Origin of the sequence: Polaribacter sp. 20A6 (genome assembly GCF_011378915.1) — a bacterium.
In the GTDB taxonomy this organism is placed as follows: Bacteria; Bacteroidota; Bacteroidia; order Flavobacteriales; family Flavobacteriaceae; genus Polaribacter; species Polaribacter sejongensis.
On record NZ_WTPZ01000002.1, the window covers coordinates 170,992 to 196,766 of the forward strand.

General features: G+C 27.9%; 26 protein-coding genes. 12 read left to right on the forward strand and 14 right to left on the reverse strand.

The features are described from left to right. Positions 1-24: 24 nt before the first annotated feature. Positions 25-213: a twin-arginine translocase TatA/TatE family subunit gene (gene tatA / locus GQS57_RS04470; protein WP_068447859.1), complete on the forward strand. Its 189-nt coding sequence runs from the start codon at positions 25-27 to the stop codon at positions 211-213. Positions 214-411: 198 nt separating this feature from the next. On the opposite strand, the gene GQS57_RS04475 is transcribed toward tatA (GQS57_RS04470), so the two are convergent. The 6 genes from GQS57_RS04475 to GQS57_RS04500 form a co-directional block, all read right to left on the reverse strand. Continuing rightward, the gene (locus GQS57_RS04475) at positions 412-1,287 is read right to left on the reverse strand and encodes a LytTR family DNA-binding domain-containing protein (RefSeq protein WP_165731390.1); all 876 of its coding nucleotides are present in this window, start codon (positions 1,285-1,287) and stop codon (positions 412-414) included. A 275-nt stretch (positions 1,288-1,562) separates the two neighbouring features. Continuing rightward, positions 1,563-1,880, reverse strand: a complete 318-nt coding sequence (locus GQS57_RS04480; protein ID WP_165731391.1) for a heavy metal-binding domain-containing protein — start codon at positions 1,878-1,880, stop codon at positions 1,563-1,565. 72 nt (positions 1,881-1,952) lie between these two features. Continuing rightward, positions 1,953-2,882, reverse strand: coding sequence for an SPFH domain-containing protein (locus GQS57_RS04485; protein ID WP_205860210.1), 930 nt, complete (start codon positions 2,880-2,882; stop codon positions 1,953-1,955). 161 nt (positions 2,883-3,043) lie between these two features. Continuing rightward, positions 3,044-3,580, reverse strand: coding sequence for a hypothetical protein (locus tag GQS57_RS04490; protein ID WP_165731392.1), 537 nt, complete (start codon positions 3,578-3,580; stop codon positions 3,044-3,046). 2 nt (positions 3,581-3,582) lie between these two features. Beyond that, the gene (gltX, locus tag GQS57_RS04495) at positions 3,583-5,103 is read right to left on the reverse strand and encodes a glutamate--tRNA ligase (protein ID WP_165731393.1); all 1,521 of its coding nucleotides are present in this window, start codon (positions 5,101-5,103) and stop codon (positions 3,583-3,585) included. A gap of 425 nt (positions 5,104-5,528) precedes the next feature. Next, positions 5,529-6,368 (reverse strand): hypothetical protein, encoded by an 840-nt coding sequence (locus GQS57_RS04500; protein ID WP_165731394.1) that lies wholly within the window; start codon positions 6,366-6,368, stop codon positions 5,529-5,531. A 110-nt stretch (positions 6,369-6,478) separates the two neighbouring features. On the opposite strand from GQS57_RS04500, the gene GQS57_RS04505 reads away from it, so the two are divergent. The 4 genes from GQS57_RS04505 to GQS57_RS04520 are packed head-to-tail and all read left to right on the forward strand — an operon-like array spanning position 6,479 to position 13,125. Next, a complete protein-coding gene (locus GQS57_RS04505) occupies positions 6,479-9,871 on the forward strand; it encodes a DUF4175 family protein (RefSeq protein WP_165731395.1) in 3,393 nt (1,130 codons plus the stop codon). A 2-nt stretch (positions 9,872-9,873) separates the two neighbouring features. Further along, complete coding sequence (gene ybeY / locus GQS57_RS04510; RefSeq protein WP_165731396.1) at positions 9,874-10,284, forward strand: rRNA maturation RNase YbeY; 411 nt, start codon at positions 9,874-9,876, stop codon at positions 10,282-10,284. Between the two features lie 49 nt (positions 10,285-10,333). Next, a complete protein-coding gene (mnmG, locus tag GQS57_RS04515; protein ID WP_165731397.1) occupies positions 10,334-12,211 on the forward strand; it encodes a tRNA uridine-5-carboxymethylaminomethyl(34) synthesis enzyme MnmG in 1,878 nt (625 codons plus the stop codon). 56 nt (positions 12,212-12,267) lie between these two features. Continuing rightward, complete coding sequence (locus tag GQS57_RS04520) at positions 12,268-13,125, forward strand: bifunctional 2-polyprenyl-6-hydroxyphenol methylase/3-demethylubiquinol 3-O-methyltransferase UbiG (RefSeq protein ID WP_165731398.1); 858 nt, start codon at positions 12,268-12,270, stop codon at positions 13,123-13,125. 800 nt (positions 13,126-13,925) lie between these two features. Here the strand turns inward: GQS57_RS04520 and GQS57_RS04525 are convergent. The 7 genes from GQS57_RS04525 to panB all read right to left on the reverse strand — a co-directional run bounded on the left by GQS57_RS04525 (position 13,926) and on the right by panB (position 18,471). Continuing rightward, a complete protein-coding gene (locus tag GQS57_RS04525) occupies positions 13,926-14,324 on the reverse strand; it encodes a DoxX family protein (protein WP_165731399.1) in 399 nt (132 codons plus the stop codon). Positions 14,325-14,336: 12 nt separating this feature from the next. Further along, positions 14,337-14,750 carry a hypothetical protein gene (locus tag GQS57_RS04530; RefSeq protein WP_165731400.1) on the reverse strand — a complete coding sequence of 138 codons (414 nt, stop codon included), beginning with the start codon at positions 14,748-14,750 and terminating at the stop codon, positions 14,337-14,339. A 31-nt stretch (positions 14,751-14,781) separates the two neighbouring features. Beyond that, positions 14,782-15,168: a VOC family protein gene (locus GQS57_RS04535; protein WP_165731401.1), complete on the reverse strand. Its 387-nt coding sequence runs from the start codon at positions 15,166-15,168 to the stop codon at positions 14,782-14,784. A 3-nt stretch (positions 15,169-15,171) separates the two neighbouring features. Then, positions 15,172-15,630: a DUF1801 domain-containing protein gene (locus GQS57_RS04540; protein ID WP_165731402.1), complete on the reverse strand. Its 459-nt coding sequence runs from the start codon at positions 15,628-15,630 to the stop codon at positions 15,172-15,174. A gap of 406 nt (positions 15,631-16,036) precedes the next feature. Beyond that, on the reverse strand, positions 16,037-16,975 hold the full coding sequence (locus GQS57_RS04545; RefSeq protein ID WP_165731403.1) for a 2-hydroxyacid dehydrogenase: 939 nt from the start codon (positions 16,973-16,975) through the stop codon (positions 16,037-16,039). Between the two features lie 91 nt (positions 16,976-17,066). Beyond that, a complete protein-coding gene (locus GQS57_RS04550; RefSeq protein ID WP_165731404.1) occupies positions 17,067-17,420 on the reverse strand; it encodes a four helix bundle protein in 354 nt (117 codons plus the stop codon). A gap of 232 nt (positions 17,421-17,652) precedes the next feature. Further along, complete coding sequence (panB, locus tag GQS57_RS04555; RefSeq protein ID WP_165731405.1) at positions 17,653-18,471, reverse strand: 3-methyl-2-oxobutanoate hydroxymethyltransferase; 819 nt, start codon at positions 18,469-18,471, stop codon at positions 17,653-17,655. A gap of 255 nt (positions 18,472-18,726) precedes the next feature. Here panB and GQS57_RS04560 point away from each other — a divergent pair, with 255 nt between their 5' ends. From GQS57_RS04560 to GQS57_RS04570, 3 genes are all read left to right on the forward strand, one after another. Next, the gene (locus tag GQS57_RS04560; RefSeq protein WP_165731406.1) at positions 18,727-19,293 is read left to right on the forward strand and encodes a sigma-70 family RNA polymerase sigma factor; all 567 of its coding nucleotides are present in this window, start codon (positions 18,727-18,729) and stop codon (positions 19,291-19,293) included. Positions 19,294-19,296: 3 nt separating this feature from the next. Then, complete coding sequence (locus GQS57_RS04565; RefSeq protein WP_165731407.1) at positions 19,297-19,560, forward strand: hypothetical protein; 264 nt, start codon at positions 19,297-19,299, stop codon at positions 19,558-19,560. A gap of 188 nt (positions 19,561-19,748) precedes the next feature. Continuing rightward, entirely contained in the window at positions 19,749-20,390 is a 642-nt protein-coding gene (locus tag GQS57_RS04570; RefSeq protein WP_165731408.1) for an O-methyltransferase, read from the forward strand. Positions 20,391-20,579: 189 nt separating this feature from the next. On the opposite strand, the gene tatA (GQS57_RS04575) is transcribed toward GQS57_RS04570, so the two are convergent. Then, positions 20,580-20,906, reverse strand: a complete 327-nt coding sequence (tatA, locus tag GQS57_RS04575; RefSeq protein WP_165731409.1) for a twin-arginine translocase TatA/TatE family subunit — start codon at positions 20,904-20,906, stop codon at positions 20,580-20,582. A 91-nt stretch (positions 20,907-20,997) separates the two neighbouring features. On the opposite strand from tatA (GQS57_RS04575), the gene GQS57_RS04580 reads away from it, so the two are divergent. The 4 genes from GQS57_RS04580 to GQS57_RS04595 all read left to right on the forward strand — a co-directional run bounded on the left by GQS57_RS04580 (position 20,998) and on the right by GQS57_RS04595 (position 25,742). Continuing rightward, positions 20,998-22,263, forward strand: a complete 1,266-nt coding sequence (locus tag GQS57_RS04580; RefSeq protein WP_165731410.1) for a D-alanyl-D-alanine carboxypeptidase — start codon at positions 20,998-21,000, stop codon at positions 22,261-22,263. Between the two features lie 403 nt (positions 22,264-22,666). Then, complete coding sequence (locus tag GQS57_RS04585; protein ID WP_240915431.1) at positions 22,667-23,473, forward strand: Abi family protein; 807 nt, start codon at positions 22,667-22,669, stop codon at positions 23,471-23,473. A gap of 297 nt (positions 23,474-23,770) precedes the next feature. Further along, positions 23,771-25,132 (forward strand): hypothetical protein, encoded by a 1,362-nt coding sequence (locus GQS57_RS04590; RefSeq protein WP_165731412.1) that lies wholly within the window; start codon positions 23,771-23,773, stop codon positions 25,130-25,132. Beyond that, positions 25,107-25,742 carry a Crp/Fnr family transcriptional regulator gene (locus GQS57_RS04595; protein WP_240915432.1) on the forward strand — a complete coding sequence of 212 codons (636 nt, stop codon included), beginning with the start codon at positions 25,107-25,109 and terminating at the stop codon, positions 25,740-25,742. Before GQS57_RS04590 ends, GQS57_RS04595 begins: the two co-directional genes overlap by 26 nt. Positions 25,743-25,775 lie beyond the last annotated feature (33 nt).

Genomic DNA, 25,775 nt, shown 5'->3' on the forward strand with positions numbered 1-25,775 from the left:
TTGTACTATTAAATAAAAGAAAACATGTATAGTTTAGCAACAAATTTTATGTTCATTGGTGGTCCACAACTAATTATTATTGTGGTAGTAGTTTTACTATTATTTGGTGGTAAGAAGATTCCAGAATTAATGAAAGGTTTAGGAAGCGGAATTAAGGAGTTTAAAAACGCTGCTAAAGAAGAACCAGAAGAAAAATTAGAAGAGAAAAAATAATAGTAAATTATTCTTTTTAAACATAAAAAAAGCTCAATTTGTATAATACAAGTTGAGCTTTTTAGTATACGAATTAAAAAAATCCCCCAATATTTTTAATCCTTTTTCATTGACACAAATATATATATCTTAATCGAAATTATTAAAAATTTGTTATAAACAGGAAGATTTTTGCGGTATTTGGGATAAATGGGAAGGTTATTGTATCAAACTTTGTAAAGATTGTTTAGAAAAACTTCTAGATACTGGAATAACTATTGGTATTAATTTTGAACCTAATAAATAACCTCGTGCATTTCCAGAAATATCAGTAATATAATTCACATTTACAATATAACTTTTATGACATCTTATAATATTAGGATACTCTTCTAATTCTTTAGTTATTTTGGTTAATGTAACTCTTAATATTTTTTCTTTCAGATTATTATCATGTAACAAAAAGAAACTTGCATAGTTTCCTTGAGAAGTAACATAAACTAAATTATCTATTTTGAAAGTAATATTTTCTTTTCCATTATCTGAAGTAATAGAAATCTTACTGGCAAGTTTTTTAGAAATTTCAATTTCTTTATCTTTTTTTATTTCTTTAATTTCTAATACCTTTTTTTCTCTTCTTTCTCTTATATTTTTTTCATTAATAAAAAGAAAAAAGGTTAATGGAATTAAGCTCATTAAAAATGTATAGAAAAGAAATTCTAAAAGGCTAAACCTTCTAAGGTGATAGGGTCTTGTATATAGATCACTAAAATACCAAACAATAGTTCCCATTATTATAATACTTACCACTATTAAAAATAGATTTCTACCAATAGTCCATTTATCTTCATTAAAATAATCTTTAAAAATAAGTGGTGGTACATATTGAATAATAAAAGCAGATATAAAGGCAGTAATACCTATTGATAAAGTATATTCTAAAAGAATAACTTCAAATTGATTCAAATAAAACGGTCTAAAAATATATAAAAATATAAAGATGAATAACCCAAGAGAAAAACTAATTTTTAGTTTAATTTTTATGGATGGATTAAAATAATAGGGCGTTGAAAGCCATTTAAGAATATTTTTCATAAAAATTATATTTTATAAAAATTTTAAAAATAATAGTTATTTATAAGTATTTCAACAAGAATCTATTTATTTTTCAAACTAAATGAAAGTTAAGATAATTATATTACGAAGTAAGTTAAACTATTTTTTTTATTAAAAATGATAATTTATCCTTAGATAATCTTTAATATTTTTTACGAATACAATGTGCATTAAAATTTAGGAAAAAAAAACTTAATAAAATTTTTAGTAGAATATTTTATTAAGCTTATGATCATTAAAAAGTAGCTATTTTACTATAACTTTACTGCTGTTCCAGAGGCTGTAACCATTAGCATTCCTCCATTTTTACCAACAGTTTCATAATCTAAATCTACACCAACAATAGCTTCTGCACCTAAAGAATTTGCCATTTCTTGCATTTCTTTTAAAGCAGAATCTTTAGCTTCTCTTAAAACTTTTTCATAAGAACCAGAACGTCCACCAACTATGTCTCTAATTCCTGCAAAGAAATCTTTAATAAAATTAGCGCCAATAATGGTTTCTCCTGTTACAATACCTAAATATTGAGTTGCAGGTCTGTTTTCTATGGTGGGAGTTGTTGTTACTATCATTTCTTGTAATTTTTTATAAGGTTACTTCATCTTTCATTAAAGTAACAAAAGATGAAGTATAATTGTATTTACTTATTTATCTAATTTTTTAGGTTTTGCATTTTTCATTGCTTCACCAATTTGGTTACTTGCAGTAAAACTTGCTACCATATCATTCAACATTTGACTACCCGCTTGTGGAGAATTTGGTAATAATATTAAATTACTGTTAGTTTCACTACCAATAGACTGTAAAGTATCATAATGTTGCGTTACAACGATTAATGCAGATGCTTCTTGGCTATTTATACCAACTCTGTTTAAAACGTCTACAGACTCTTCTAAACCACGTGCAATTTCACGTCTTTGGTCTGCAATACCTTGTCCTTGTAAACGTTTACTTTCTGCTTCTGCCTTTGCTTTTTCTACAATTAAGATACGTTGTGCATCTCCTTCATATTGAGCAGCTGTTTTTTCTCTATCTGCAGCATTAATTCTGTTCATTGCTATTTTTACTTGTGCATCTGGATCAATGTCTGTTACAAGGGTTCTAATAATATCGAAACCATAATCTAACATAGCATCATTTAATTCTGTTTTTACAGCAATGGCAATGTCATTTTTTTTCACAAAAACATCATCTAATTTCATTTTAGGTACTTCTGCTCTTACCACATCAAAAACATAACTTGTTATTTGATCATGCGGATAATCTAATTTATAAAAAGCGTCATATACTTTTTCTGTGATTACTTTATATTGTACAGAAACTTTCAATTTTACAAAAACATCATCTAAAGTTTTAGTTTCAATAATAACATCTAATTGTTGAATTTTTAAACTCAATTTTCCAGCAATTTTATCAACAAAAGGAATCTTTAATTTCAGTCCAGATTGTTTAATGCTATGAAATTTTCCAAAACGTTCTATAATGGCAGCTGTTTGTTGCTTCACCATAAAAAATGAGGAAAATAAGACAAGTGCAATTATAACAATAGGTACAATAATAGTAGTTGATATCATAGTTTATTTTTTATTTAGTTAATAATTTGTTTATATGTAAAGATAGGGTATTTAAGTAATTATTTATAGGACGTATTTTTATTATATTGTTACAGTTTTATTAAAAAAAAATCCTGTAAAAAGTATTTTTTACAGGATTTTAATATTGTGAAGTTTATAAATTATTCTTCTTCTTTCGGAAAAACTTTATATATTTTTCTGTTGTACTTAATCCACTTTTTATATTGCTTTTCAGAAAGTAACGCTTTTATTGTTTTATCAAGTTCTCTATCTTCTTTCTTTAATATTTCAGAAATAGGCTTGAGGTTTTCACTCATGGTTGTCATCACTTTTTTTTGTGAAGAATTATCACCAGTTTTCATTACTGTTTTCTGATAATTTTCAACCATATCTTTCGTACTTCTTAATACAAATGTATTAATTCTAGTGATGTCTTTAATATCTTTATTGTACTTAGTCAATACCCTAGAGAATTCTTGTCCTTCAGTTGAAGAAAGCTTAACACTTGATTTTTTAGCTGCTTTTTCTATGTCATAATTAACAATACCAATATATCTTTCTACATTAAAATCTGGATCTGGAGCCTTTTGTTCCGTTTGTGGCATTTGATTTTGTCGTTGTCTACTACTACCATTTCCATATTGTGCTTGAGCTGTAAAAGCAAAAAGTAAAATAATAAGAAGGATAAAATTTTTCATAATTATAGTTTTTCTATTGCGTTTTCTAATCTTTTAATAGTTTCATTTTTACCAATCATTGCAATGATATCAAATAAATGAGGACCGGCTAATTTACCAACTAAAGATAAACGTAAAGGTTGCATTACTTTACCAAAACCAATTTCTTTAGCAGTAATCCATTCTTTAATTTCTTTTTCTGTATTTTCTGATGAAAAATCTTTGATTGATGAAATTACAGTAATTAATTCTTGCATTAACTCAGCTGTTCCTTCTTTCCAATTTTTTTTACTTGCTTTTGCATCGTATTCTGTTGGTGTTTCGAAAAAGAAACTAGATAAATCCCAAAAATCGTTTACAAAAGTTGCTCTTTCTTTAATTGATGAAACTACTTTTAAAACAAACTCTTTGTCTTTTGTAATTCCTTTTTCAGCTAAAATAGGCAAGTATAAATCGGTCAACTCATCATCAGATTTTGTCTGCATATATTGTTGATTAAACCATTTTGCTTTATCCGGACTAAATTTTGCTCCAGATTTACTTACACGTTTTAATTCGAAAGCTTCAATTAATTCTTCTAAATTAAATAATTCTTGTTCTGTTCCAGGATTCCATCCTAAGAAAGCCAACATGTTTATAAAAGCATCAGAAAAATAACCATCTTCTTTGTATCCACGTGAAACATCACCAGAAACTTCATTTGTATATTCTAAAGGAAACACCGGGAAACCTAATTTATCACCATCACGTTTGCTTAATTTTCCTTTACCAACAGGTTTTAAAATTAATGGTAAATGTGCAAATTTAGGAGCATCCCAACCAAAAGCTTTGTATAATAAAACATGTAAAGGCATAGAAGGCAACCATTCTTCACCACGAATTACGTGAGAGATTTCCATTAAATGATCATCAACAATATTTGCTAAATGATACGTTGGCATTCCGTCTCCTTTAAATAAAATTTTATCATCTAAAGTATTGGTATCAATTCTAATATTTCCACGAATTTCATCTTCCATTCTTAAAAGCTCATCTTGTGGCGTTTTAAAACGGATTACAAAATTCTCACCAGCATTAATTCTGTTTTGTACTTCTTCATCAGTTAAAACCAATGAGTTTACCAAACGTCCTTGTGCTCTGTTATGCCAGTTGTAAATAAAGGTTTTTCCTTCTGCTTCGTGTGCTTTTCTTTCTGCATCTAAAGCTTCAGTAGAATCAAAACAATAATATGCCCAACCAGTTTCAATTAGTTTATCTGCATATTCTTTGTACAATTCTTTACGTTCTGATTGTCTGTAAGGACCAAATTTTTCGTTCTTTCCTGGACCTTCATCAAAAGGAATATTACACCATTCTAAAGCGTCTATAATATATTGTTCTGCATTTGCAACATAACGCGTTTGGTCTGTATCTTCTATACGAAGCACAAACGTTCCATTGTATTTTTTAGCAAATAAATAATTGTATAAAGCTGTTCTTACACCTCCAATATGTAAAGGTCCTGTAGGACTTGGTGCAAAACGAACGCGAACATTAGATTCCATTTTTTTGTTTTTTTTGATTCCTGCTAAAGCAGGTAAGACATTATATATGTACCTTAAATAATAATTAAGGTGCTTTTTTAATGCGCAAAGATAGTTTTTAAAAGAGAGAATAGAAATTAGGGAAAAGAAAAATTAGCGACGTTTTTTAATTACAAAAGATGAATAAATAAAATGAATCTTACTAGGTTCTAAATGAATGGTGTTAAAAAGTCTTCGACAAGCTCAGACAGACATTCGTCTTTTTAATTGGAAGCATAGATTTTTTATTAATTTTAGAATAGTATAAATTAAAAACAAATATCAATTTAAACTCAAAAATGTCAAACTGAGCCTGTCGAAGTTTTTATAATATAAAAAGACCCTTCAGGTTTTTAAAACCTGAAGGGTCTGATATGCTTACTAATTTTGATATATGAGTTAATTTTCTAAAACTTTTTATAAATTCCAACTGTTAGAGCTACTTGTTTGGCAACATTGTTTCCATAAAAAGCAGCGGGTAAACTTGCTGTAATTCCAAAATTATCAGAAAACTCTCCAATTGCTTTTAAACCTACAACTCCATATTCTTGATCATTAACATACAAACCTGTTGCTTTATTAGAATTTGGTATTTCTACATCTCCATTTTTAAATGATTTTTCGATATCTAGAAAACCAATCAACCAAATATTTTTATAAACTTTACCACCATATTCTCCACCAACTTTAAAATTAGAACTGTAATTATTGGTTCTAATTTTTGTACCTATAAATGTTTGTAAATAAGATTTATTAAAACTTTTACCAGCTAAGAATAGGGGAGTGAACGTAAATGCATCATAACCTGTTCTTAAACCAGAATTTTCATCATACGAACCTGTATTCGATTCTATAGAAAACTGACCAGAAAGTAACCAATCTTTTTTATAGAAATTATGTTTTACACCAATTTCAATATTTCCTAAAGCAGTTTTATTATTTGTATATTCTGGACAAGGACCAAATACACAAGGATTTACTAACTCTTTGTGTTTAATAATTTTATAAGGCATATTTACAATCAATGTTGTATTATTTGTAAGACCATATTCACCATAAAGTTGAACTGTATTATCAGTTAGTTCTCCATTAATAGTATAATCAGGATCGCCAAACAATTCATTATAACTAGGTATTATAGAAAACGATATTTGTGTGTAAAATTTCCCTTTTTCTTGTGTCCAAGGTCCTTGAGAAAATGCAGATATGGTTAAGAATAAAAATAGAAAGTTGGTAATTTGTTTCATTTTTTTAATTTTAAAATTTAGTGGTGCTATTTTTTAATTACTCACAAAAATCGTTTTAACAATTATTTGGTTGTGCATCTATGTAAAAATAGTACTTTTAAAAGTTAGTTATGGCAGAATTTAAGAATTTAGAAGAGAAGTTACATCAATTTACACGTAAATATTACACTAGTGAATTGATAAAAGGAAGCATATTATTTCTTTCTTTAGGATTTCTGTACTTTTTTTTCACGGTGTTTATAGAATATTTTCTGTGGTTAAAACCAACTGCAAGAACTATTTTATTTTGGGTTTTCTTATTTGTGGAAGCATTTTTACTGATTCGATTTATTTTTGTGCCAATTTTTAAATTAATTGGTCTTAGAAAAGGAATTACTTATGAACAATCTTCCAAAATAATTGGTGCTCATTTTCCTGAAGTTCAGGATAAATTATTGAATGTTTTACAATTGAAAAAAAATAACAATAATTCTGATTTATTGTTAGCAAGTATTCAACAAAAAGAAACAGAATTACAACCAATTCCGTTTGTAAAAGCTGTAGATTTTACCAAAAATAAAAAGTATTTAAAATATGCAATAGTTCCTGTTTTAATATTTTTAATAACCTTATTTACAGATACTAATGATAAATTATCTCAAAGTTTACAACGTGTTGTAAATCATAATACAGCTTACAATCCGCCTGCTCCATTTTTATTTTCGTTAAAAAATAATGATTTAAAAGTATTACAAGGAAAGTCTATTTCTATTTTGGTTGAGACCATCGGAAAAGTATTACCAATGGAGTCACTGATCCACTTTGAAAATCAGCAATATTTTTTAAAAAATAATGGTAACGGAACCTTTACTTATACTTTTTCTGATGTTCAGCAACCAATTGATTTTTTTATAGAAGCAAACGGAGTTCAATCTCAAAATTATAAAATAGAAGTTATAAAAACACCTACTATTAATGCTATTTCTTTAGATGTTAAGTATCCTAAATATTTGGGTAAGAAAAATGAAATGATCAAAAATTCTGGTAATGTAATAGTTCCCGAAGGTACTACTATTACTTGGAATGTATCTGCAAATCAAACAGATTCGTTGGCTTTTATCAACAATAAAAAAAGTATTTTTTTTGATTCAAATTCAGATAATAATTTTACATATTCTAAAAGAATTCAAAATCCTTTAAATTATCAAATTTCATCATCCAATAAAGATTTAAAAGATTTTGAGAATTTAGAGTTTTATATAGATGTTATAAAAGATGAATTTCCATTGATTTCTGTGCAATCTAATATTGACAGTATTTCACGTGGAGCTGCACAGTTTGCTGGTCAGATTTCTGATGACTATGGAATTAAAAAATTACAACTCGTTTATTATAATAATGAGCAACCTACAAATCAAAATAAATTTGAGTTATCAATAACGAAAGAAAATATTCAAACTTTCTTTTATCAGTTTCCTGACGGATTAAATTTGGAAGCAGGAATTAACTATGAATTATTTTTTGAGGTTTTTGATAATGATGCTGTAAACGGAAGAAAAAAAACAAAATCTAAAATTTTTAATTATCGACAAAAAACAACTGATGAAGTAGAGGAGGAGTTGTTACAAGAACAAAGAAATACGATTAATAATATTTCAAATTCAATTCAGAAACAACAAAAGCAGCAGAAAGAATTAGAAAAAGTTCAGCAAGATTTACAAGGGAAGAAGCAGATTAATTGGAATGACAAAAAGAAGATTGAAAAATTTGTAGAGCGTCAGAATAATTATAATAAAATGATGCAACGGCAAACTGAAAAGTTACATGAAAATTTAGATGAAAAAAAGGAAGCAAATGAGAATCTTCAGGATAAAAAAGAAGAATTAAAAAAACGTATTGAAGAACTAAAAAAATTAGATAGGCAACAAAAACTGTTAGATGAAATTCAGAAATTGGGAGAGAAGCTTAACAAAGATGATTTGTTAAAAAAGGCGAAGGAATTATCTCAACAAAATAAACAACAAGAAAGAAGTTTAGAGCGTATTTTAGAATTGACAAAGCGTTTTTATGTTGAGCAGAAAACAATGCAAATTTCGAATAAGGTTGAAGAATTATCTAAAAAACAAGAAGAGTTATCTAAAAGTAAAGAGAATAATTTAGACAATCAGAAAGAAATAAAAAAGGAATTTGAAGATATAAAAAAAGATTTAGAAGAATTAAATAAAGACAATAATAAGTTAAAAGAACCTATGGAGCTTCCGGATGTGGAAGGTGAAAAAGAAGATATTGATGGTGAATTAAAAAAATCCGAAGAAAGTATTTCTAAAGAAAACAAAGTTAATGCAAAAATGAGTCAAAAGAATTCATCCAAAAAGATGAAAGAAATGAGTGCTAAAATGCAGAAAGCAATGATGGAAATGGAAGGAGAATCTATGGAAGAAAACATTGATGACTTGCGTAAAATTTTAGAAAACCTTGTTATTTTTTCTTTTAAACAAGAATCTTTAATGCATAAGTTTGAAGAAATTTCTACATCACATCCAGATTTTGGGCAAGATTTAAAAAGACAAAATGAATTAAAAACTTATTTCGAACATGTAGATGATAGTCTGTATGTGTTGTCTATGAGATTGCCTAAAATTTCATCAATTATTAAAGATGATTTATCTACAACGCATTATAATTTAGAACAATCTTTATATAATTTTTCTGAAAATCTATTTTCATATGGAGTTTCTAATCAACGTTACGTTATGACTTCTGTAAATAGTTTAGCAGATTATTTAAGTAATATGTTGAGTAGTATGAAGAATTCCATGTCTATGAAAAAGGGCAAAGGAAAGAAATCTAAAGGCAAAGGTTTTAGTTTGCCAGACCTTATAAAGAAGCAAGGAGAGTTGTCTGAAAAAATGCAGCAAGGAATGAAAAAAGGTAAAAAACCTAGTGATAAAAAAGCTGAAGGTAAAGTAGGAAAAAAAAGAGATAAACCAGGAGAAAACGATAAACCCGATGGCAAAGGACAAAATGGTAAAGGAGATAAACAGGGAAAGAATGGAAAGAAAGGCAGTAGTGGAGAAGGAGGTACTATAGATGATTTGGATGGAGAAATTTATCAGATTTACAAGCAGCAAAGTTTATTAAGACAAGAATTACAAGAACAAATTAAAATGTCTGAGGAAGCTGGAAATGGTAATAATTCAGAAGCAAACAAAGCTTTAAAAAAGATGGAAGACTTAGAAAATGAAATTTTAGAAAAAGGTTTTAACGCTGAAACAATTCAAAAAATGCAGCAATTAAATTATGAATTATTAAAGTTAGATAAAGCTGCATTAGAACAAGGAGAAGATAAAAAAAGAAAGTCTAATTCTAATTTAAAAGAATTTGAAAAGAGAAATATAAAGGCTTTAGAATTTAAAAAGCAGTTTTACAATCAAACAGAGATATTAAACAGACAATCATTACCTTTGCAGCAGAATTATAAAAACAAAGTTAGAGCATATTTTTCTGACTCAAATAAGGATTAATTATGGTTACTTTTAATTACGAAACAGATTTTGATTTAAAAGATGAAAATCTTTTAGAATATTGGATTGATAATGTTGTGTCAAAAAAAGGTTTTAGTTTAGGTGAATTGAACTATATTTTTTGTGATGACGACTACCTTCATAAATTAAATGTAGAGTTTTTACAACATGATACTTTAACAGATGTAATTAGTTTCGATAATACTTTAGGTAAATTAATTAGTGGAGATATTTATATTTCTATTGAAAGAGTTGCCGATAATGCGAAAGATTTTGAGGTTTCTTTCATAGAAGAATTACACAGAGTGATGATACATGGTGTACTTCATTATATGGGATATAAAGATAAAACTGAAACTGAGAAAAAAGAGATGAGAAATGCTGAAAATACAGCATTATCTGAATTCAAATAATTGATAATCAATAATGTAAATACAAGGTTTCACGTGGAACCATAATATAATGAGTTTATTTTCAACAACATACGACGTTATTGTAGTAGGAGGTGGTCACGCTGGGAGTGAGGCTGCAGCTGCTGCTGCAAACATGGGTGCACACACCTTATTAATTACAATGAATTTGCAAAATATTGCGCAGATGAGTTGTAATCCTGCAATGGGAGGAATCGCAAAAGGACAAATTATTAGAGAGATTGATGCTTTAGGAGGTTATAGCGGAATTGTTACTGATAAAACAGCAATACAGTTTAAGATGCTTAACAAATCTAAAGGACCTGCAATGTGGAGTCCAAGAGCACAATCTGATAGAATGCAGTTTGCAGAATGCTGGAGAACGATGTTAGAGCAAACCGAAAATGTAGATTTTTATCAAGATTCTGTAAACGGTTTATTGTTTGATGATAATAAAATTATTGGAGTTAAAACTGCTTTAGGTTTAGAAATTAAAGCCAAAACTGTGGTAATAACTGCAGGTACTTTTTTAAATGGATTGATTCATATTGGAGATAAAAGTTTTGGAGGTGGTAGAGCAGGTGAGGGAGCATCAACCGGAATTACAGAAGACTTAGTTGCAAAAGGTTTTGAATCTGGTAGAATGAAAACCGGAACGCCACCAAGAGTAGATGGACGATCTTTAGATTATTCTAAAATGATTGAGCAACCTGGTGATGAAGTTACAGAGAAGTTTTCTTATTTACCAACTACAAAACCGCTGCAAAAACAACGTTCATGTTGGCTTACGTATACCAACTTAGATGTGCATGATTTGTTGCGTACAGGGTTTGATAGATCGCCAATGTTTAATGGTAGAATTAAATCTACAGGACCAAGATATTGTCCTTCGATAGAAGATAAGATAGATCGTTTCGCAACGAAAGATAGACATCAAATGTTTATTGAACCAGAAGGATGGACTACTTGTGAAATGTATGTAAATGGTTTTTCAACCTCTCTTCCAGAAGATGTTCAGGACAAAGCAATTCGTTCTGTAGCCGGTTTTGAAAACGTAAAGTTTTTAAGATATGGCTATGCAATTGAATATGATTTCTTTCCTCCAACGCAATTAAAACATTCGTTAGAAACTAAAGTAATTGAGAATTTATTCTTCGCAGGACAAATAAACGGAACCACAGGTTATGAAGAAGCTGCTGCGCAAGGTTTAATGGCGGGTGTAAATGCTGCTTTAAAAACGCAAGAAAAAGAACCTTTTGTTCTAAAAAGAAACGAAGCTTATATAGGTGTTTTAATAGATGATTTAATTACAAAAGGTACAGAAGAACCTTATAGAATGTTTACATCTAGAGCAGAATATAGAACCTTATTAAGACAAGATAATGCAGATTTAAGATTAACACCAATCGGTTTTAAATTAGGTTTGGCTTCTCAAGAAAGATTAGATAGAGTTATAGAAAAACAAGAAAAAGCAGATTTATTAATTCATTTTTTACAAAATACAAGTGTAAAGCAAGAGGAGATAAATCCTATTTTAGAAGCAAAGAATTTAGCATTGATTAATCAATCTATGAAGCTTTATAAAATTGCGGCAAGACCTCAATTAGATTTTTCTGATTTTAAAAGTGTAAAGAAATTAACTGCTTTTTTAGATGAAAATAATATTGATAAGGAAGCAATTGAACAAGCTGTTATTCATTTAAAATACTCTGGTTATATAGAGAAAGAAAAGAACAATGCAGATAAATTAAATAGGTTAGAGAATGTAATGATTCCTTCTAGTTTTAATTATCAAAAAGTAAAATCTCTTTCTTTTGAAGCTAGAGAAAAATTGAGTAAAATTCAACCGACATCTATATCACAAGCAAGTAGAATAAGTGGCGTTTCCCCCAGCGATATCTCTGTGCTTTTGGTTTATATGGGTAGATAAATTGTGGAAAATAATTGCTATGTTCCTCGTGGAACATATTATAAAGAAAAAGTATTATGGGGGAAAAGAGAGGGCTTCACAAAAAGTTAGAACCTTATTTAAACTGCAAAGATTTTACGGTTTCAGATGAAACTTATGAAGTTATGTTTAATTCGGAATATGATATGTTGGTGACATCACCAATTCCTGTAGATCTAGAAAATTACTATAAGAGTGAAAATTATATTTCACACACTGATAGTAAAAAAACATTAATGGATAAGGTTTATCAGTCTGTAAAGAATATTACATTAAAAAGGAAACTATCGTTAATTAATTCTTTTAAAACTGAGTCAAAAAACATTTTAGATGTTGGTGCAGGTACGGGAGATTTTTTAAAAGTATGTGGTGCTAATGGTTGGAATGTTTTAGGTATTGAACCAAGTTCTGATGCAAGGAAAATTGCTAAAGAAAAAGGGATTGTTTTACAAGAAGAATTACTTGATATCCACAATAAAAAATTTGATGTAATTACGCTTTGGCATGTTTTAGAACATGTAGAAAAATTGTCTGATTACATTTCTAAATTAAAAGAATTGCTTTCTGAAAATGGAAGATTAATCATTGCAGTTCCAAATCATAAAAGTGATGATGCAAAATATTATAAAGAGTATTGGGCTGCTTTTGATGTGCCAAGACATCTTTGGCATTTTTCTCAATATTCAATTCAGAAAATTTTTTCTGAAGAGAATATGATTGTAGAAAAAACATTGCCAATGAGGTTTGATTCTTATTATGTTTCTCTTTTAAGTGAAAAATATAAAACAGGAAAAATGAATCCTTTGAAAGCATTTCATAGAGGTTTTGTTTCCAATTTAAAAGCAAGGAAAACAAAAGAATATTCTTCCTTAATTTATGTAATTAAAAACAAGTAGAATTATAATTTTCTTTTTTAAAAGAATTATCAACCTTCAAAATTAATATTTTGAAGGTTTTTTTATGATGAAAAATCAAGTTGTTCCTCGTGGAACATTTTAGTTTTTAATCTAAAATTAGAAGCGTTTTTTTTAAACAATATTTAAAAATTGATTTAAGAATGGTTTTATGGTTTAGCTACAAACATTAAATTAAAAAATAGATTACTAGGTAATAATGATTAAATTTTATTTAATGATTATTAATGTTGGAGTAGTGGTAGCTTTTGTAGAATTATAGAATAGCTGTTTTACAGATTTAGAATAAGTTTGAAAAGTTCAGTTATTTCAAAATAAATTATTTTTTTATAAATAGAAGTAATTAGAATGTAATTCTAATTTTTAGTTTCTAAATTAAATTCTAATTGGTTTTTACTTAAAATTGTATTCTCTTTTAAATTCTGGTTTAGTTGTGTTTTTTCTTATCGGATAAAGTTTAATTTTTTTTATAAACAATTCGTATATTAGAAATACATCAAAATACTACATAAAGATGTTTTTAAGAAACAGATATCAAAATTGAAAAAAAGAAGGTTCTAAAATCAATTTTCAGTTTCATTTACATCAAAAAGAAGAAAAGGATATCTTACTTTAGTTTTTGTACTTAAAAAGCCATTAAAAACGATTTTAAAAAGACTTGTTAAAAGTTTAACTCTAATAGAATAGAAATACCTTAGTTAAAAAAGAAAAGCTCTTAAAACGATTGTTTTAAGAGCTTTTTCTATAAATATTATTTATATTATTTATAGAAAATATCAGTTTTACTTATTTAGTAAATACACACCACAAAGTGAAATGATAAAATAGACACCTAAAGACATCGCTCCTGGATAATCTTTTGCAAGACGTTGCCCAATAAGCATAAAAATTATACTGATCGCAGAAAGCTGTATTCCGAGTAATGCAATTTCTTTTGCTTCTGAAGTATAAATTTGATACACTCCAACAATCATAAATCCTACAGCAAGAATTTCTATGATTAATAAAATGAATAATAAAAACGGAACACTGCCTTTTAATGGAGAATTTTTAAAATGATCTTTTATAAAAGAGATCGTTCCTTTCCAATCTAATATTTTTTCGAATGCAGATATTAAAAAAGTAATGATTAAAAATAGTAAGATTAAAATCTCAGTTGGGTAATCAGATAAAAAACGCATAATTACTTCTCTTTATGATTTTCCGAATAATCGTTGTAAAAAGCTTTTCGACTTTTCTTTCATATCTTTTATTTCCTCTTTAGCATCTTCTGCAAAATCGGCTAAATGTTCTGCCGCGTCTCCAGCTAATTCAGAACCTTTTTCTTTTAAATCTTCATAAGTTTCTTTAGCGTCATCTGTAAATTCACTTGTTTTTTGTTTTGCTATTTCAGAGTATTCTTCTGCTTTATGTTTTATTTTCTCTATGTTTTCATCAGATAAAAGTTCATTTACTTTTCCTTTTGTATCTTCAAAAACTTCTTTAGCATCTTCTACAAATTCATTCGCTTTTTGTTTCTTATTTTCAAGGGTTTCTTTTGCATCTTTAGAAATAGAACTAGCAGTTTGTTTTAGGTTATTTTCTATATTTTTACTTTTTTCTGACATGATTTTTTGATTAATTTGTTCTTATATATTTCTAAAGAAAAGCTTTATCTATCGGTTCCCAAAGCTCAATTTTGTTTCCTTCGTTGTCTAAAATCCAACCGAATTTACCGTAGTCATGTTCTTCCATTTCACCCACAATAGTAACACCTTCTTTCTTTAGTTCTGCTAATAATTCTACTAAATTTTCTACTCTGTAATTAAACATAAAGTCCTTTTTAGAAGGTTTAAAATGTTTGGTATCCTCTGCAAACGGACTCCATTGTGTAGCGCATTTATTTCCGTTCTCATCTTTCCACCAGAAAGTACAGCCCCAATCATCTGTATTAAAACCTAAATGATTTTTGTACCATTCTTTGGCTGCTTTGGCATCTTCAGATTTAAAAAATACTCCACCAATTCCTGTAACTCTATTTTTCATAAATTACTTCTTTTTAATATTAATTTCATAAACTGTAATCCACTCATCAACAGTTATTTTTTTACATAATTCAGCAATTAATTCAAAAGGAATTTCTTCTACTTTTTTAAAACGGATACAACTTTTACCCATATCTAATTTCCGTTTGCAATGTTTTTGATATTCATTTACAAACCAATCTTTAATTTCTGTAACGGCATAAATACCGCTATGATATAAATTTACTGAGTTTTTTTGAGAAGCAAAACTCATAAAAGGCAAAGGTTCCTTTGGGTTGCAATGATATCCATCGGGATACAAAGAATGAGGAACATAATAGCCGATCATTCCATACTGAATACCTTCTTTAAAACCGTTTGGTAAGTTTTGTTTGATGGTTGTACGTAGTTTTAATAACGCATTCTTACGTTCTTCAGGAACCTGATTTATATTCTCTTCTGCTGATGTGGCTTTGTATTGCATAATTTTAGATTTATACAATTATCATTTCAAAATGAAACTTTCTTGTTGATTTAAAAATCTCATAAAATTTGACAATATTAAATTTCTCCTCATTCTTTGTTTGGAATGACAAAAGTGTAACAAGTTAAACATATTTTGTGAATTAGAAGTATTGAATAATTCTATAAAGAAATTAATGTAAAACCGAGCAACCTCATGAGATTTCTCCTAAAAAGATCGAAATGATAAAATTGGGAGTAACTATATCTGAACATAAAAAAAACACAAAATTGTCACTTCGACCAAAGGAGAAGTCCCATAACAGTGATAGCACAAACCCTATGTAATTACTCTTTAAGTTCTATAATATAAAAAGACCCTTCAGGTTTTTAAAACCTGAAGGGTCTGAATGTTAAAATAAAATGATCTATTTAAATTTTGCCTTAATTTTATCTACAATAGTTTGTGCCAATCTTTCTTTACTTTCAACAGTCCAACCAGCAACATGAGGTGATAATAATACATTTTCTGAATTGATTAAATATTGAAAAGCATCTGGCATTTTATCATCAGAAAACAAGTTTTCAAAAGATGCTTTTTCATATTCCAAAACATCTAAACCAGCACCTAAAATCTTACCTTCTTTTAAAGCAGAAACTAAATCTTTGGTAACAACAGATTTTCCACGTGCGGTATTTATCAACCAAAAAGGCTTTTTAAAACTATTGATAAGGTCTGCATTAATCATGTTTTGAGTAAGTGGTGTTTGTGGTATGTGTAAACTTAAAACATCTGCCTTTTCTTGTAATTCTTCTAAAGAAACTTGCTTGCAATTTGCATCGCCAACATTTGGTTTTATATCATAACACAAAACTTCCACATCAAAACCACGAAGTTTTTTTGCAAAAGATTTCCCCATATTTCCATAACCAATTAAACCAACCGTTCTTCCGTCTAGTTCAATTCCACGGTTTTCTTCGCGCAGCCATTTTCCGTTTCTAACTTCTTTATCAGCTTTGTTTAGCTTATTAAATAGCGATAATAGCATTCCTAAGCTATGTTCTCCTACAGCATTTCTATTTCCTTCCGGAGCAGCAATTAACTCTATATTTAAGCTTTCTGCATATTCACAATCTATATTTTCTAAACCTGCTCCAACACGTCCAATAAACTTTAGATTGGTTGCTTTGTCTAAAAATGCTTTATCAATAGAAAAACGACTTCTAATAATAAAACCATCGTAGTTGTGAATTTTAGCTAAAACTTCTTCTTTTGAAGAAGTGTAATCTTCATCGTTAGTATATCCTAAATCATTTAATTGATTTATCAACAAAGGATGATTTGAGTCTAGGTGTAGTATTTTCATTGTTAGATTATTAGATGGTTGGATCTTTAGATTATTAGATAGCTGTATTATAAAATCGTCTAATAATCTAAAGATCTGGTAATGTTATAAATCATATTTTTAGAGTGGAAATAAATCTTGCCATCATTTTTATAATTTGGTCTAAAGTGTGTTGAAGTTTTTCTAATTCTTCTTTTTGAATAAAAGCTAAATCACATGAAATTAGTAATTGAGTTTCTATTTCATAACAAGAACCTAAGGAAATTCTTAAGAACCGTGCAAAATCTTTATTAGATACCCTTGAAGCTCCTTCAGCAATATTTGATGGAATTGAGACTGATGCTCTTCTTAATTGAGATGTCAATCCAAATTTTTCATCACTAGGAAAAGACTTTGTAATTAGGTAAATATCTTTACAAAAAACTCTACTTAACTGCCAAAACTTTAAATCTTTATAGCGATGCATTTTTTGTTTTTTTTAGATTACTAGATTACTAGATTTTTAGTGTTTTAGATTCTTAGAAATTATAATCCAACAATCTAATGATCTAACAATCCACATTATTAGAGAACAATGTGGATTGTTAGAAGCCTATTCTAGATACCTACTAACTAAACAGATTATTAGATTTCTAGTATTTTAGATTATTAGAAAATACAATCCAAAATTCTAATAATCTAAAGATCCAACAATCTATTTAATACTGCTCTTTATCATTAGGGAAATCACTACTTTTTACATCATCAATATAAGATTTAAAAGCACCAGTCATTTCTGTATGCATATCTAAATATCTGCGTAAAAAACGAGGATGAAATTCATGTGTCATTCCTAACATATCATGGGTAACTAAAACCTGACCATCAACACCATTTCCGGCACCAATACCAATTACAGGAATAGAAATTGCCTCTGCAACCTCTTGTGCTAATTTAGCCGGTACTTTTTCTAAAACAACTGCAAAACAGCCCAATCTTTCTAACATTAAAGCATCTTCCATTAATTGTTCTGCTTCTTCTTCTTCCTTTGCTCTAACGGTATACGTACCAAATTTATAGATAGATTGTGGTGTTAAACCTAAATGCCCCATTACAGGAATTCCGGCATTTAAAATACGTTTAATAGATTCTTTAATTTCTTTACCACCTTCTAATTTTATAGAATGTCCGCCGCTTTCTTTCATAATTCTAATAGCAGAACGTAACGCTTCTTTTGGATCTGATTGATAACTACCAAAAGGTAAATCTACAACCACTAAACATCTAGTGATAGCTCTAACTACAGAACTTGCATGATAAATCATTTGATCTAACGTAATAGGCAAAGTTGTTTCATGACCTGCCATAACATTAGAGGCAGAATCTCCCACCAAAAGAACATCGATTCCAGCTCCATCTAAAATTTTTGCCATTGTAAAGTCATAGGCAGTTAACATGGAAATTTTCTCTCCATTTTTCTTCATATCTACCAAAGATTTTACCGTAACTTTTTTATATTCTTTTTTTGCTGCTGACATACTTTTTATTTTTTAAATAGTATGTAAATGTAAGGAAAAGCATTAAATATTAAACAAGTTAATCTTTCGTTAATCTTAAGAAGATAAAATTTTATTAAAAGGTTATTTGTTAATTTTATTGCTTGTTATTTATAGTTTTTCATTTAAATTTCTAAGAACTTGTATCTACTTAATTATTTGATAGTTAAAAAAGAAGTGGGAATTGTAAAGAGTAAAGAATAAAAAATAACATTATCTTTGATTTTTATTTATTAGATGACAGAAGAGCAAGTTGTATTAAACACAGACAAATGGATAGATAATTATGCAGATTATATGTATAATTATGCTGTTGTGCGTGTAAATAATAGTGACTTGGCTAAAGATTTAGTTCAAGATACTTTTTTTGCAGGATTAAAGTCAGCTAAAAATTTTCAAGGAAAATCTACAGAAAGAACTTGGTTAATTTCTATCTTAAAAAGAAAGATAATAGATTATTACAGAAAAATAAATTCTAAAAAAGGACAGGCTGAAGTTAGAATGAATTTTTATGATGATGGAGAAAATGAAGGTAATTGGTTAGAAGAAAGAGTGCCACAGAGTTGGGACAATCAGTCGGAAAAAACCATTGAAAACGAAGAATTAAAAAGTCAGTTAGATTCTTGTATAGATGCTTTACCCGAAAAATATGCAATGGTTTTTAGAATGAAAACCATACAAGAGTTTGAAACTGAAGAAATTTGTAAGGAGTTAGATATTACAGCGTCCAATTTATGGGTTATCATTCATAGAGCAAGAACACAGCTCAGAAAATGTATGGAAGATAATTGGTTTAATAATTAAGAGATGTTTAAAAAATTAAAAATTACTTGCGACGAAGCAACCACTATTTGTGATAAAAGCCAATATGGTGCTGCTACTATAAGTGAAAAAGTGAAATTAAGTATTCATTTTTTAAGTTGTAAAATATGTTGTCTTTACACAAAGCAAAATAAAACACTTACAAATTTATACAAAGGGCAAGCTAAAAGTTGTAAAGACATAAAGCGTTGTTTAAGTAAAGAAGAAAAGGAAGCTCTAAAAAGAGAGTTAGAGAAAATAAAGGAATAAAGATATTTTGGTAGTTTTTAAAAAACTACATTTTTTGATTTTTTGTTAGATTGAAACGGGATTTATAGAAATATAGATTCCGTTTTTTTAGTTTAGAATATTAGATTATTATTATATTCGATTATTAGAAATTACAATCCAACAATCCAACAATCCAACAATCTAACCATCAAACAATCTAAAAAAGGATGCATTTTTTACCAGAAAATATAGACAATTATGTTGTAGATCATTCACAACAAGAGCCAACCATTTTAAAAGAATTAAGTAAAGAAACTTGGCAAAAAGTATTGAATCCTAGAATGTTAAGCGGTGCTTTTCAAGGAAGAGTATTGTCTATGATTTCAAAATTAATTCAGCCAAAAAACATTTTAGAAATAGGTACGTATACTGGTTATTCTGCATTGTGTTTAGCGGAAGGATTGTCATCCGAAGGAAAAATATTTACGCTAGATAAGAATGAAGAATTAGAAACACTTCAAAATAAATATTTTGAGAAATCTGGTTTTAGAAATCAAATAGAACAATTTGTGGGGAATGCAATTGAGATTATTCCTACTATTGACCAGAAATTTGATATGGTTTTTATTGATGCAGATAAATCTAATTACATCAACTATTTTCATTTAATTATTGATAAAATGAATTCTGGTGGAATTATTTTATCTGATAATGTACTTTGGAGTGGAAAAGTAGTAGAAAAATTAGATCCTAAAGACAAAGACACAAGAGTTCTTTTAGAATACAATAAATTATTAAATACAGACGATAGAGTAGAAACGGTACTTTTACCAATTAGAGATGGTTTAACAATAACTAGAGTAAAATAGTTTCCGCTCTGCGGGATAAAAAACATCGTTTACAAAAATAAGAATAGCTGTTTTACAAACTGATATACTGTTTAAAAAGTAATTTTTGAATAGTATATTATAGTTTTCTGCCTAGACAGGAAAGTTAATTTAGAAACGTTTTTGAGAGTAATATGCTTTTCTAAAAATAAATTTTGAATGACGTAATAATTAGAAATTACGCTTTATCGGGCCAGTTAAATCTTCAATATCTTGTTTTACAGAATTGATTCCTTTATTAATATCTTTTGTAATATTTTTAAATTCCTGGTTTGCGCCTTGAGATACCTCTTTTGCAGAATCTGCTTCTGCTTTTGGTAATTTAGAACTTTCGTTAATTTCTCTCTTAATATCGTTGGTTGCATCTTTTACTTGACGCATTCCTTTTCCTAATCCTCTGGCAATTTCAGGAATCTTATCTGCACCAAAAAGCATTACCACAATTAACATGACAACCATTATTTCTGGACCACTTATAAATAAAAGAATTGTATTCATATACTACAAAGGTAAATATTTATTCAATATATAAACTTCACAAACCAAAATATTTGTAGTTTAGAAAAAAAATATATTAAAAATAGTTTAAATGCTTAAAAGAGTACTTGTAGTTTTGTTTGTAACTGTCTATTTTACAAGTTGTAAAACGGTTAAATTATCTAGAAATATCGATCAAAAATTAGCAACTTCTTTTTTTGATAATCAATTTACGGGAATTTATATTTATGATGTAGCAGCAGACAAAGTACTCTATAATTATAATGCAGATAAGTATTTTACACCCGCAAGTAATACCAAAATTTTTACACTTTTTACGGGTTTAGAAATGTTGCCAGATTCAATTCCGGCTTTTAAATACGCTGTAAATAAAGATACACTTACAATACAAGCCACAGGAGATCCTACTTTTTTACATCCATTTTTTAAAGACAGTACCGCTTTAAAATTGGCGAAAAAATATAAAAAAGTACATTTAATTGCTAATAATATTTCTGATAAAAGATACGGACCAGGTTGGGCTTGGGAAGATTTTGATAGCTATTTTAGTCCAGAAGTAAGTGCTTTTCCTATGTATGGAAATGTAGTATTTGTACAAAATGAAGATTCAATAAAAGTTGCTCCTAACTATTTTGCTGATAAATTAGAAATTACAGATAAAAGTTACGGTAGAAAAGAGCTTTCTAATTCTTTTTACTTCGGAAGAAATCGAAAAAGAGATACCGAAATCCCGATGATTATAAGCGATTCTTTGCTTTTAAATCTCTGGAATGATATTTTACCCAACAAAGTAAGTTTATTGTATAAATCGGCCTTAAAACCATCTACAATTGCATACAGTATTCCTAAAGATTCATTGTTTAAAAGAATGATGGAGGTAAGTGATAATTTTTTAGCAGAACAGATTTTAGTTTTAGCGTCTTCTACACTTTCAGATACCTTAGGTGCTGCAAAAGCAAGAAACTATATGTTAGAAAATCAACTACAAGATTTGCAGCAAAAACCACGTTGGGTAGATGGCTCTGGATTGAGTAGATATAATTTATTTACACCGATTTCTTTTGTAGAAGTTTTAAGCAAAATGCATCAAAAAATTCCAGCAAAAAGGTTGTTTCAGTTTTTTCCGGTTGGAGGAAAAACAGGGACTTTAAAAAATTGGTTTTCTGGAAATCCAAAACCGTATATTCATGCAAAATCGGGTACTTTGGGGAACAATTATAATTTAAGTGGTTATTTAATTACAAACTCCGGAAAAACATTAATATTCAGTTATATGAACAATCATTACATGCATTCTAATTCTGAAGTAAAAAAGAAAATGCAAGCTGTTTTTGAGGAGTTAAGAGATAATTATTAAGTATATTTAAAAAAAGAGCAACATATATGGAAGAAGCGATAAATGATTTTAGTGCAGGAGGTTTTATTTGGCAAGTAATTCAAATAATATTTTTGGCGGCCGCGGTATATTTTTTATACAAATTTTCGAAACGTTTTAGTAAAAAATAAATTTTATTGTTTTGGCTATTAACAAGTATATTTATACGATATAATAAATTGCTAAATCTAAAAGTAAATTCTTTTTTTTACCTCCCTTTAACGTATGGATAAAATAAATTTTTACTGGTATACATATAGTTAGCCACAAGTGATCACTCAATATAAAAAAGGAAAAATAAGTAAATTATTGTATTTTAGAAAACGATATGGGACAGAAAGCAACAAATACAATAGAACAAATAAAATTACTCAAAACGAGGGGAATGATTCTCGACTTTGATGAAAAAAAAATTAAGGAATTTCTTTTAGATATTGGGTACTATAGACTTGGGTTTTACTGGAATCCATTTGAAATAGACGGATCACATAATTTCAAAAAAGGAACAAGATTTTCAGATATTATAAAACTATATTATTTAGATGTAGATTTAAGAAATATTTTAGCCAAATATATCAATAGAATTGAGATAAATTTTAGAACAAAACTCGTTTATTATGTTTCAAATAAATACAAAGATTCACCAACTTGGTTTGCTGATCAAGCTATTGTTAACAATAATATAATTGACAATTTACTAAAATTTTATAATGGAAAATTTATAAAATTAAACAAACCTATTAAAAAACATCATGATAAATATATAAATGACAAATATGCTCCTGCTTGGAAAACTTTAGAATTTTTCACATTTGGTACAATTCTGAACATTTATAGAAACTTAAAAGATGACAACATTAAAACTCGAATTTCTGAATCATTTGGAATTAAGAATATAAAAAAATTCATTAACCTAATTGAAACTATTATATTGATTCGAAACAGTTGCGCTCACGGAGATGTTTTATTTGATTTTAACACTCCCAAAGGTATTTCTGTTTTACCACAAATAGAGCTGAATAATGATAGAAACTCAATGTATTCTTGTATAAAAGTTATTTATTATTTTTTAGGCACGATTTCTGATAATAGAAAAGTGGAGATGCATAATAGAATTACAGCGATTTTTGAAAATTTTGATGATAATGAAAATATTAAAGAAATTATTAAAAACTCTATTAAATATTGTTAATAACTTTGTAGATTAACAGAAAAATGGTAATTTTGCATCATAGTGCACTGCTATTCATTACGCTTTAGTTTCTGCACTTTAAAATATTGAAAATAAAACCTAGACTTGCTCTAGGTTTTTTCATTTCTAAAATATAAGAAAAAACCAGTAGCTAACAAAGTATAAACTTTATTGCTGGTTTTAGCTCACTTGGGAAATTCCTCTAGAAATTCGCCGTTCGTACTTTATTTACTAAATTCACTGCTTAAACAACGCAACTAAGCTTATACAACATCGTTGTGTGTCATGCTAAAAAAAATGCAAAATAAAGAAGAAATTTATTGTCTTGATTTAACATTTACAGACGAATTATTTGAAAATGAACAAAAAGATTTTCATTCTCATTTAGTATTAAGAGACAATGAAATAGAATTACAAATCTTGTTTGATCCTAAAATTAGGTTTGGATATATTTTTGAAAATTGGGTTAACTTAATTGGAGATTCTAATAAAATAGGAAAACATATAAAAGTTAATTCTAAATTCAGTAATCAGAATATATTGAAAATTGATTTTGAAGAATCCGAAATTAAAACTTTCACAATCGGCGGAAATAGACGAGAAGGAAACAAAGAGTATATTTCTATAAACCTTAGTACTATAAAGATTTATTGGAAACCAAATAATGAATTAATAAACACCTCCTTATTTTACTTAAATAAGGCAGGTTTTAACTTTGTTAAATCATATTACCCAGCCATTTCTTTTAATAATGATAAATTTGAAATTAATAGATATAATGGAAAAGAAGGTTTTTATAGTCATAAAAGCATAGAATTTAGACCTGAATTTGATTGGATAACAACTCAAAATAATATTGATAATAATAAAGTTATCATTATTAAAAAACCTTTAATTAAGATAAATCATCTTGAAGAAATATCCGAAAAAGAAGTTTTAGATTATGCTAATGATATTTGTAAAATATCATCATTTTTTTTACATCTAAATGTTGACTATATCTCTGCTAAAATTTACTTAAAAGATTTCACGCTATCTATAATAAAGGTAAAAGATAAAGAGTTTGAACAAAAGCCTTTAGGATTAATAAGTTTTAATTTAAACGGAAAAATTAGTGATTTTTTTCAATCGGAACTTCTAACTTCTTATAATGAAAATAGAGACAAATTAAATAAAGCGATAGAAAATTTTACTCAATCTAGGCTTGTAGATGGAAATTCAAAATTTCTTTTAAGATATAATATAATCGATATATGCATGAAAGGAATTACTCAAGAAAATGAAAAATATACTTGTATTCTTTCTGAAGAAGAAAAAAAACTTAAATATATTAATGCTTTAGAAATTATTAAACAAACAGTTGATGAAAAAGATTGGAAAAGCTTTGAAACTAAATGGGAAACAGTAAAGCTTAAAATGGAATATAAACCAATGAAAAGTCATCTTGAAGATTTTTTAACCCAACAAAATATCTCTATTAATGAATTTCCCATAACACTTAGTAGATTAAAAAAAATCAGAGATAAAATTACACATGGAAGTGTGAATTCAATAAAAGAAAAACAGTTAGATATTGCAAATATTCTTATTTACAGAATAAATGTTGTTTTAATATTAAATATGTTAGGAATAAATGAATGGAAAATTAATTTTAAATAAAGCATACACAAACACGTTCGCAACAACCAAAATGAACATCGAGCTAAAAGAAATATCGACTTTTTTTGAAACCGAATACCCATTAAATAAAGATGGTTTACGAAAACTACTTTCATTATTTAAAGTGGAAAATATTAAGAAAGGAACACATATTCTTAATGCAGGAACGGAAGAAAAACATTTACGATTTTTAAATAAAGGCGTTATAAGAGAATATTATGCAACTTCAGATAAAGAGACAAATATTAACTTCTATACCAAACCTCAATTTATTACAGATTTATATTCTTTTAACGCAGACTCTAAAACTAAAAAACAGCAAGAAACTTTAAGTGACACTCAACTTTTATCAATCAATAAAAGTGCTTTTCGTGAATTACTGAAAGAATATGATTGCGGAAAATCATTTATAGATTTATCATTTCAACAATTATTAAAACAAAAAGAACTTTTTGAATATAACCGGATAACCAAAACCGCGGAGGAACTTTATAATGAACTTTTTATTTATAGACCAAATTGGCTTGATAAAATTCCGCAATACCATATTGCTTCTTACTTAAATATCACACCAGAAACGTTAAGCAGAATTCGCAAACGCAGTTCTTGATTCAAATCAATGGATAACGATATTTCATATTTT

Bases quoted from the DNA above. Each gene is read 5' to 3' on its own strand.
- tatA (WP_068447859.1), top strand. From the start codon at position 25: ATGTATAGTTTAGCAACAAATTTTATGTTCATTGGTGGTCCACAACTA.
- GQS57_RS04475 (WP_165731390.1), bottom strand. From the start codon at position 1,287: ATGAAAAATATTCTTAAATGGCTTTCAACGCCCTATTATTTTAATCCA.
- GQS57_RS04480 (WP_165731391.1), bottom strand. From the start codon at position 1,880: ATGATAGTAACAACAACTCCCACCATAGAAAACAGACCTGCAACTCAA.
- GQS57_RS04485 (WP_205860210.1), bottom strand. From the start codon at position 2,882: ATGATATCAACTACTATTATTGTACCTATTGTTATAATTGCACTTGTC.
- GQS57_RS04490 (WP_165731392.1), bottom strand. From the start codon at position 3,580: ATGAAAAATTTTATCCTTCTTATTATTTTACTTTTTGCTTTTACAGCT.
- gltX (WP_165731393.1), bottom strand. From the start codon at position 5,103: ATGGAATCTAATGTTCGCGTTCGTTTTGCACCAAGTCCTACAGGACCT.
- GQS57_RS04500 (WP_165731394.1), bottom strand. From the start codon at position 6,368: ATGAAACAAATTACCAACTTTCTATTTTTATTCTTAACCATATCTGCA.
- GQS57_RS04505 (WP_165731395.1), top strand. From the start codon at position 6,479: ATGGCAGAATTTAAGAATTTAGAAGAGAAGTTACATCAATTTACACGT.
- ybeY (WP_165731396.1), top strand. From the start codon at position 9,874: ATGGTTACTTTTAATTACGAAACAGATTTTGATTTAAAAGATGAAAAT.
- mnmG (WP_165731397.1), top strand. From the start codon at position 10,334: ATGAGTTTATTTTCAACAACATACGACGTTATTGTAGTAGGAGGTGGT.
- GQS57_RS04520 (WP_165731398.1), top strand. From the start codon at position 12,268: ATGGGGGAAAAGAGAGGGCTTCACAAAAAGTTAGAACCTTATTTAAAC.
- GQS57_RS04525 (WP_165731399.1), bottom strand. From the start codon at position 14,324: ATGCGTTTTTTATCTGATTACCCAACTGAGATTTTAATCTTACTATTT.
- GQS57_RS04530 (WP_165731400.1), bottom strand. From the start codon at position 14,750: ATGTCAGAAAAAAGTAAAAATATAGAAAATAACCTAAAACAAACTGCT.
- GQS57_RS04535 (WP_165731401.1), bottom strand. From the start codon at position 15,168: ATGAAAAATAGAGTTACAGGAATTGGTGGAGTATTTTTTAAATCTGAA.
- GQS57_RS04540 (WP_165731402.1), bottom strand. From the start codon at position 15,630: ATGCAATACAAAGCCACATCAGCAGAAGAGAATATAAATCAGGTTCCT.
- GQS57_RS04545 (WP_165731403.1), bottom strand. From the start codon at position 16,975: ATGAAAATACTACACCTAGACTCAAATCATCCTTTGTTGATAAATCAA.
- GQS57_RS04550 (WP_165731404.1), bottom strand. From the start codon at position 17,420: ATGCATCGCTATAAAGATTTAAAGTTTTGGCAGTTAAGTAGAGTTTTT.
- panB (WP_165731405.1), bottom strand. From the start codon at position 18,471: ATGTCAGCAGCAAAAAAAGAATATAAAAAAGTTACGGTAAAATCTTTG.
- GQS57_RS04560 (WP_165731406.1), top strand. From the start codon at position 18,727: ATGACAGAAGAGCAAGTTGTATTAAACACAGACAAATGGATAGATAAT.
- GQS57_RS04565 (WP_165731407.1), top strand. From the start codon at position 19,297: ATGTTTAAAAAATTAAAAATTACTTGCGACGAAGCAACCACTATTTGT.
- GQS57_RS04570 (WP_165731408.1), top strand. From the start codon at position 19,749: ATGCATTTTTTACCAGAAAATATAGACAATTATGTTGTAGATCATTCA.
- tatA (WP_165731409.1), bottom strand. From the start codon at position 20,906: ATGAATACAATTCTTTTATTTATAAGTGGTCCAGAAATAATGGTTGTC.
- GQS57_RS04580 (WP_165731410.1), top strand. From the start codon at position 20,998: ATGCTTAAAAGAGTACTTGTAGTTTTGTTTGTAACTGTCTATTTTACA.
- GQS57_RS04585 (WP_240915431.1), top strand. From the start codon at position 22,667: ATGATTCTCGACTTTGATGAAAAAAAAATTAAGGAATTTCTTTTAGAT.
- GQS57_RS04590 (WP_165731412.1), top strand. From the start codon at position 23,771: ATGCAAAATAAAGAAGAAATTTATTGTCTTGATTTAACATTTACAGAC.
- GQS57_RS04595 (WP_240915432.1), top strand. From the start codon at position 25,107: ATGAATGGAAAATTAATTTTAAATAAAGCATACACAAACACGTTCGCA.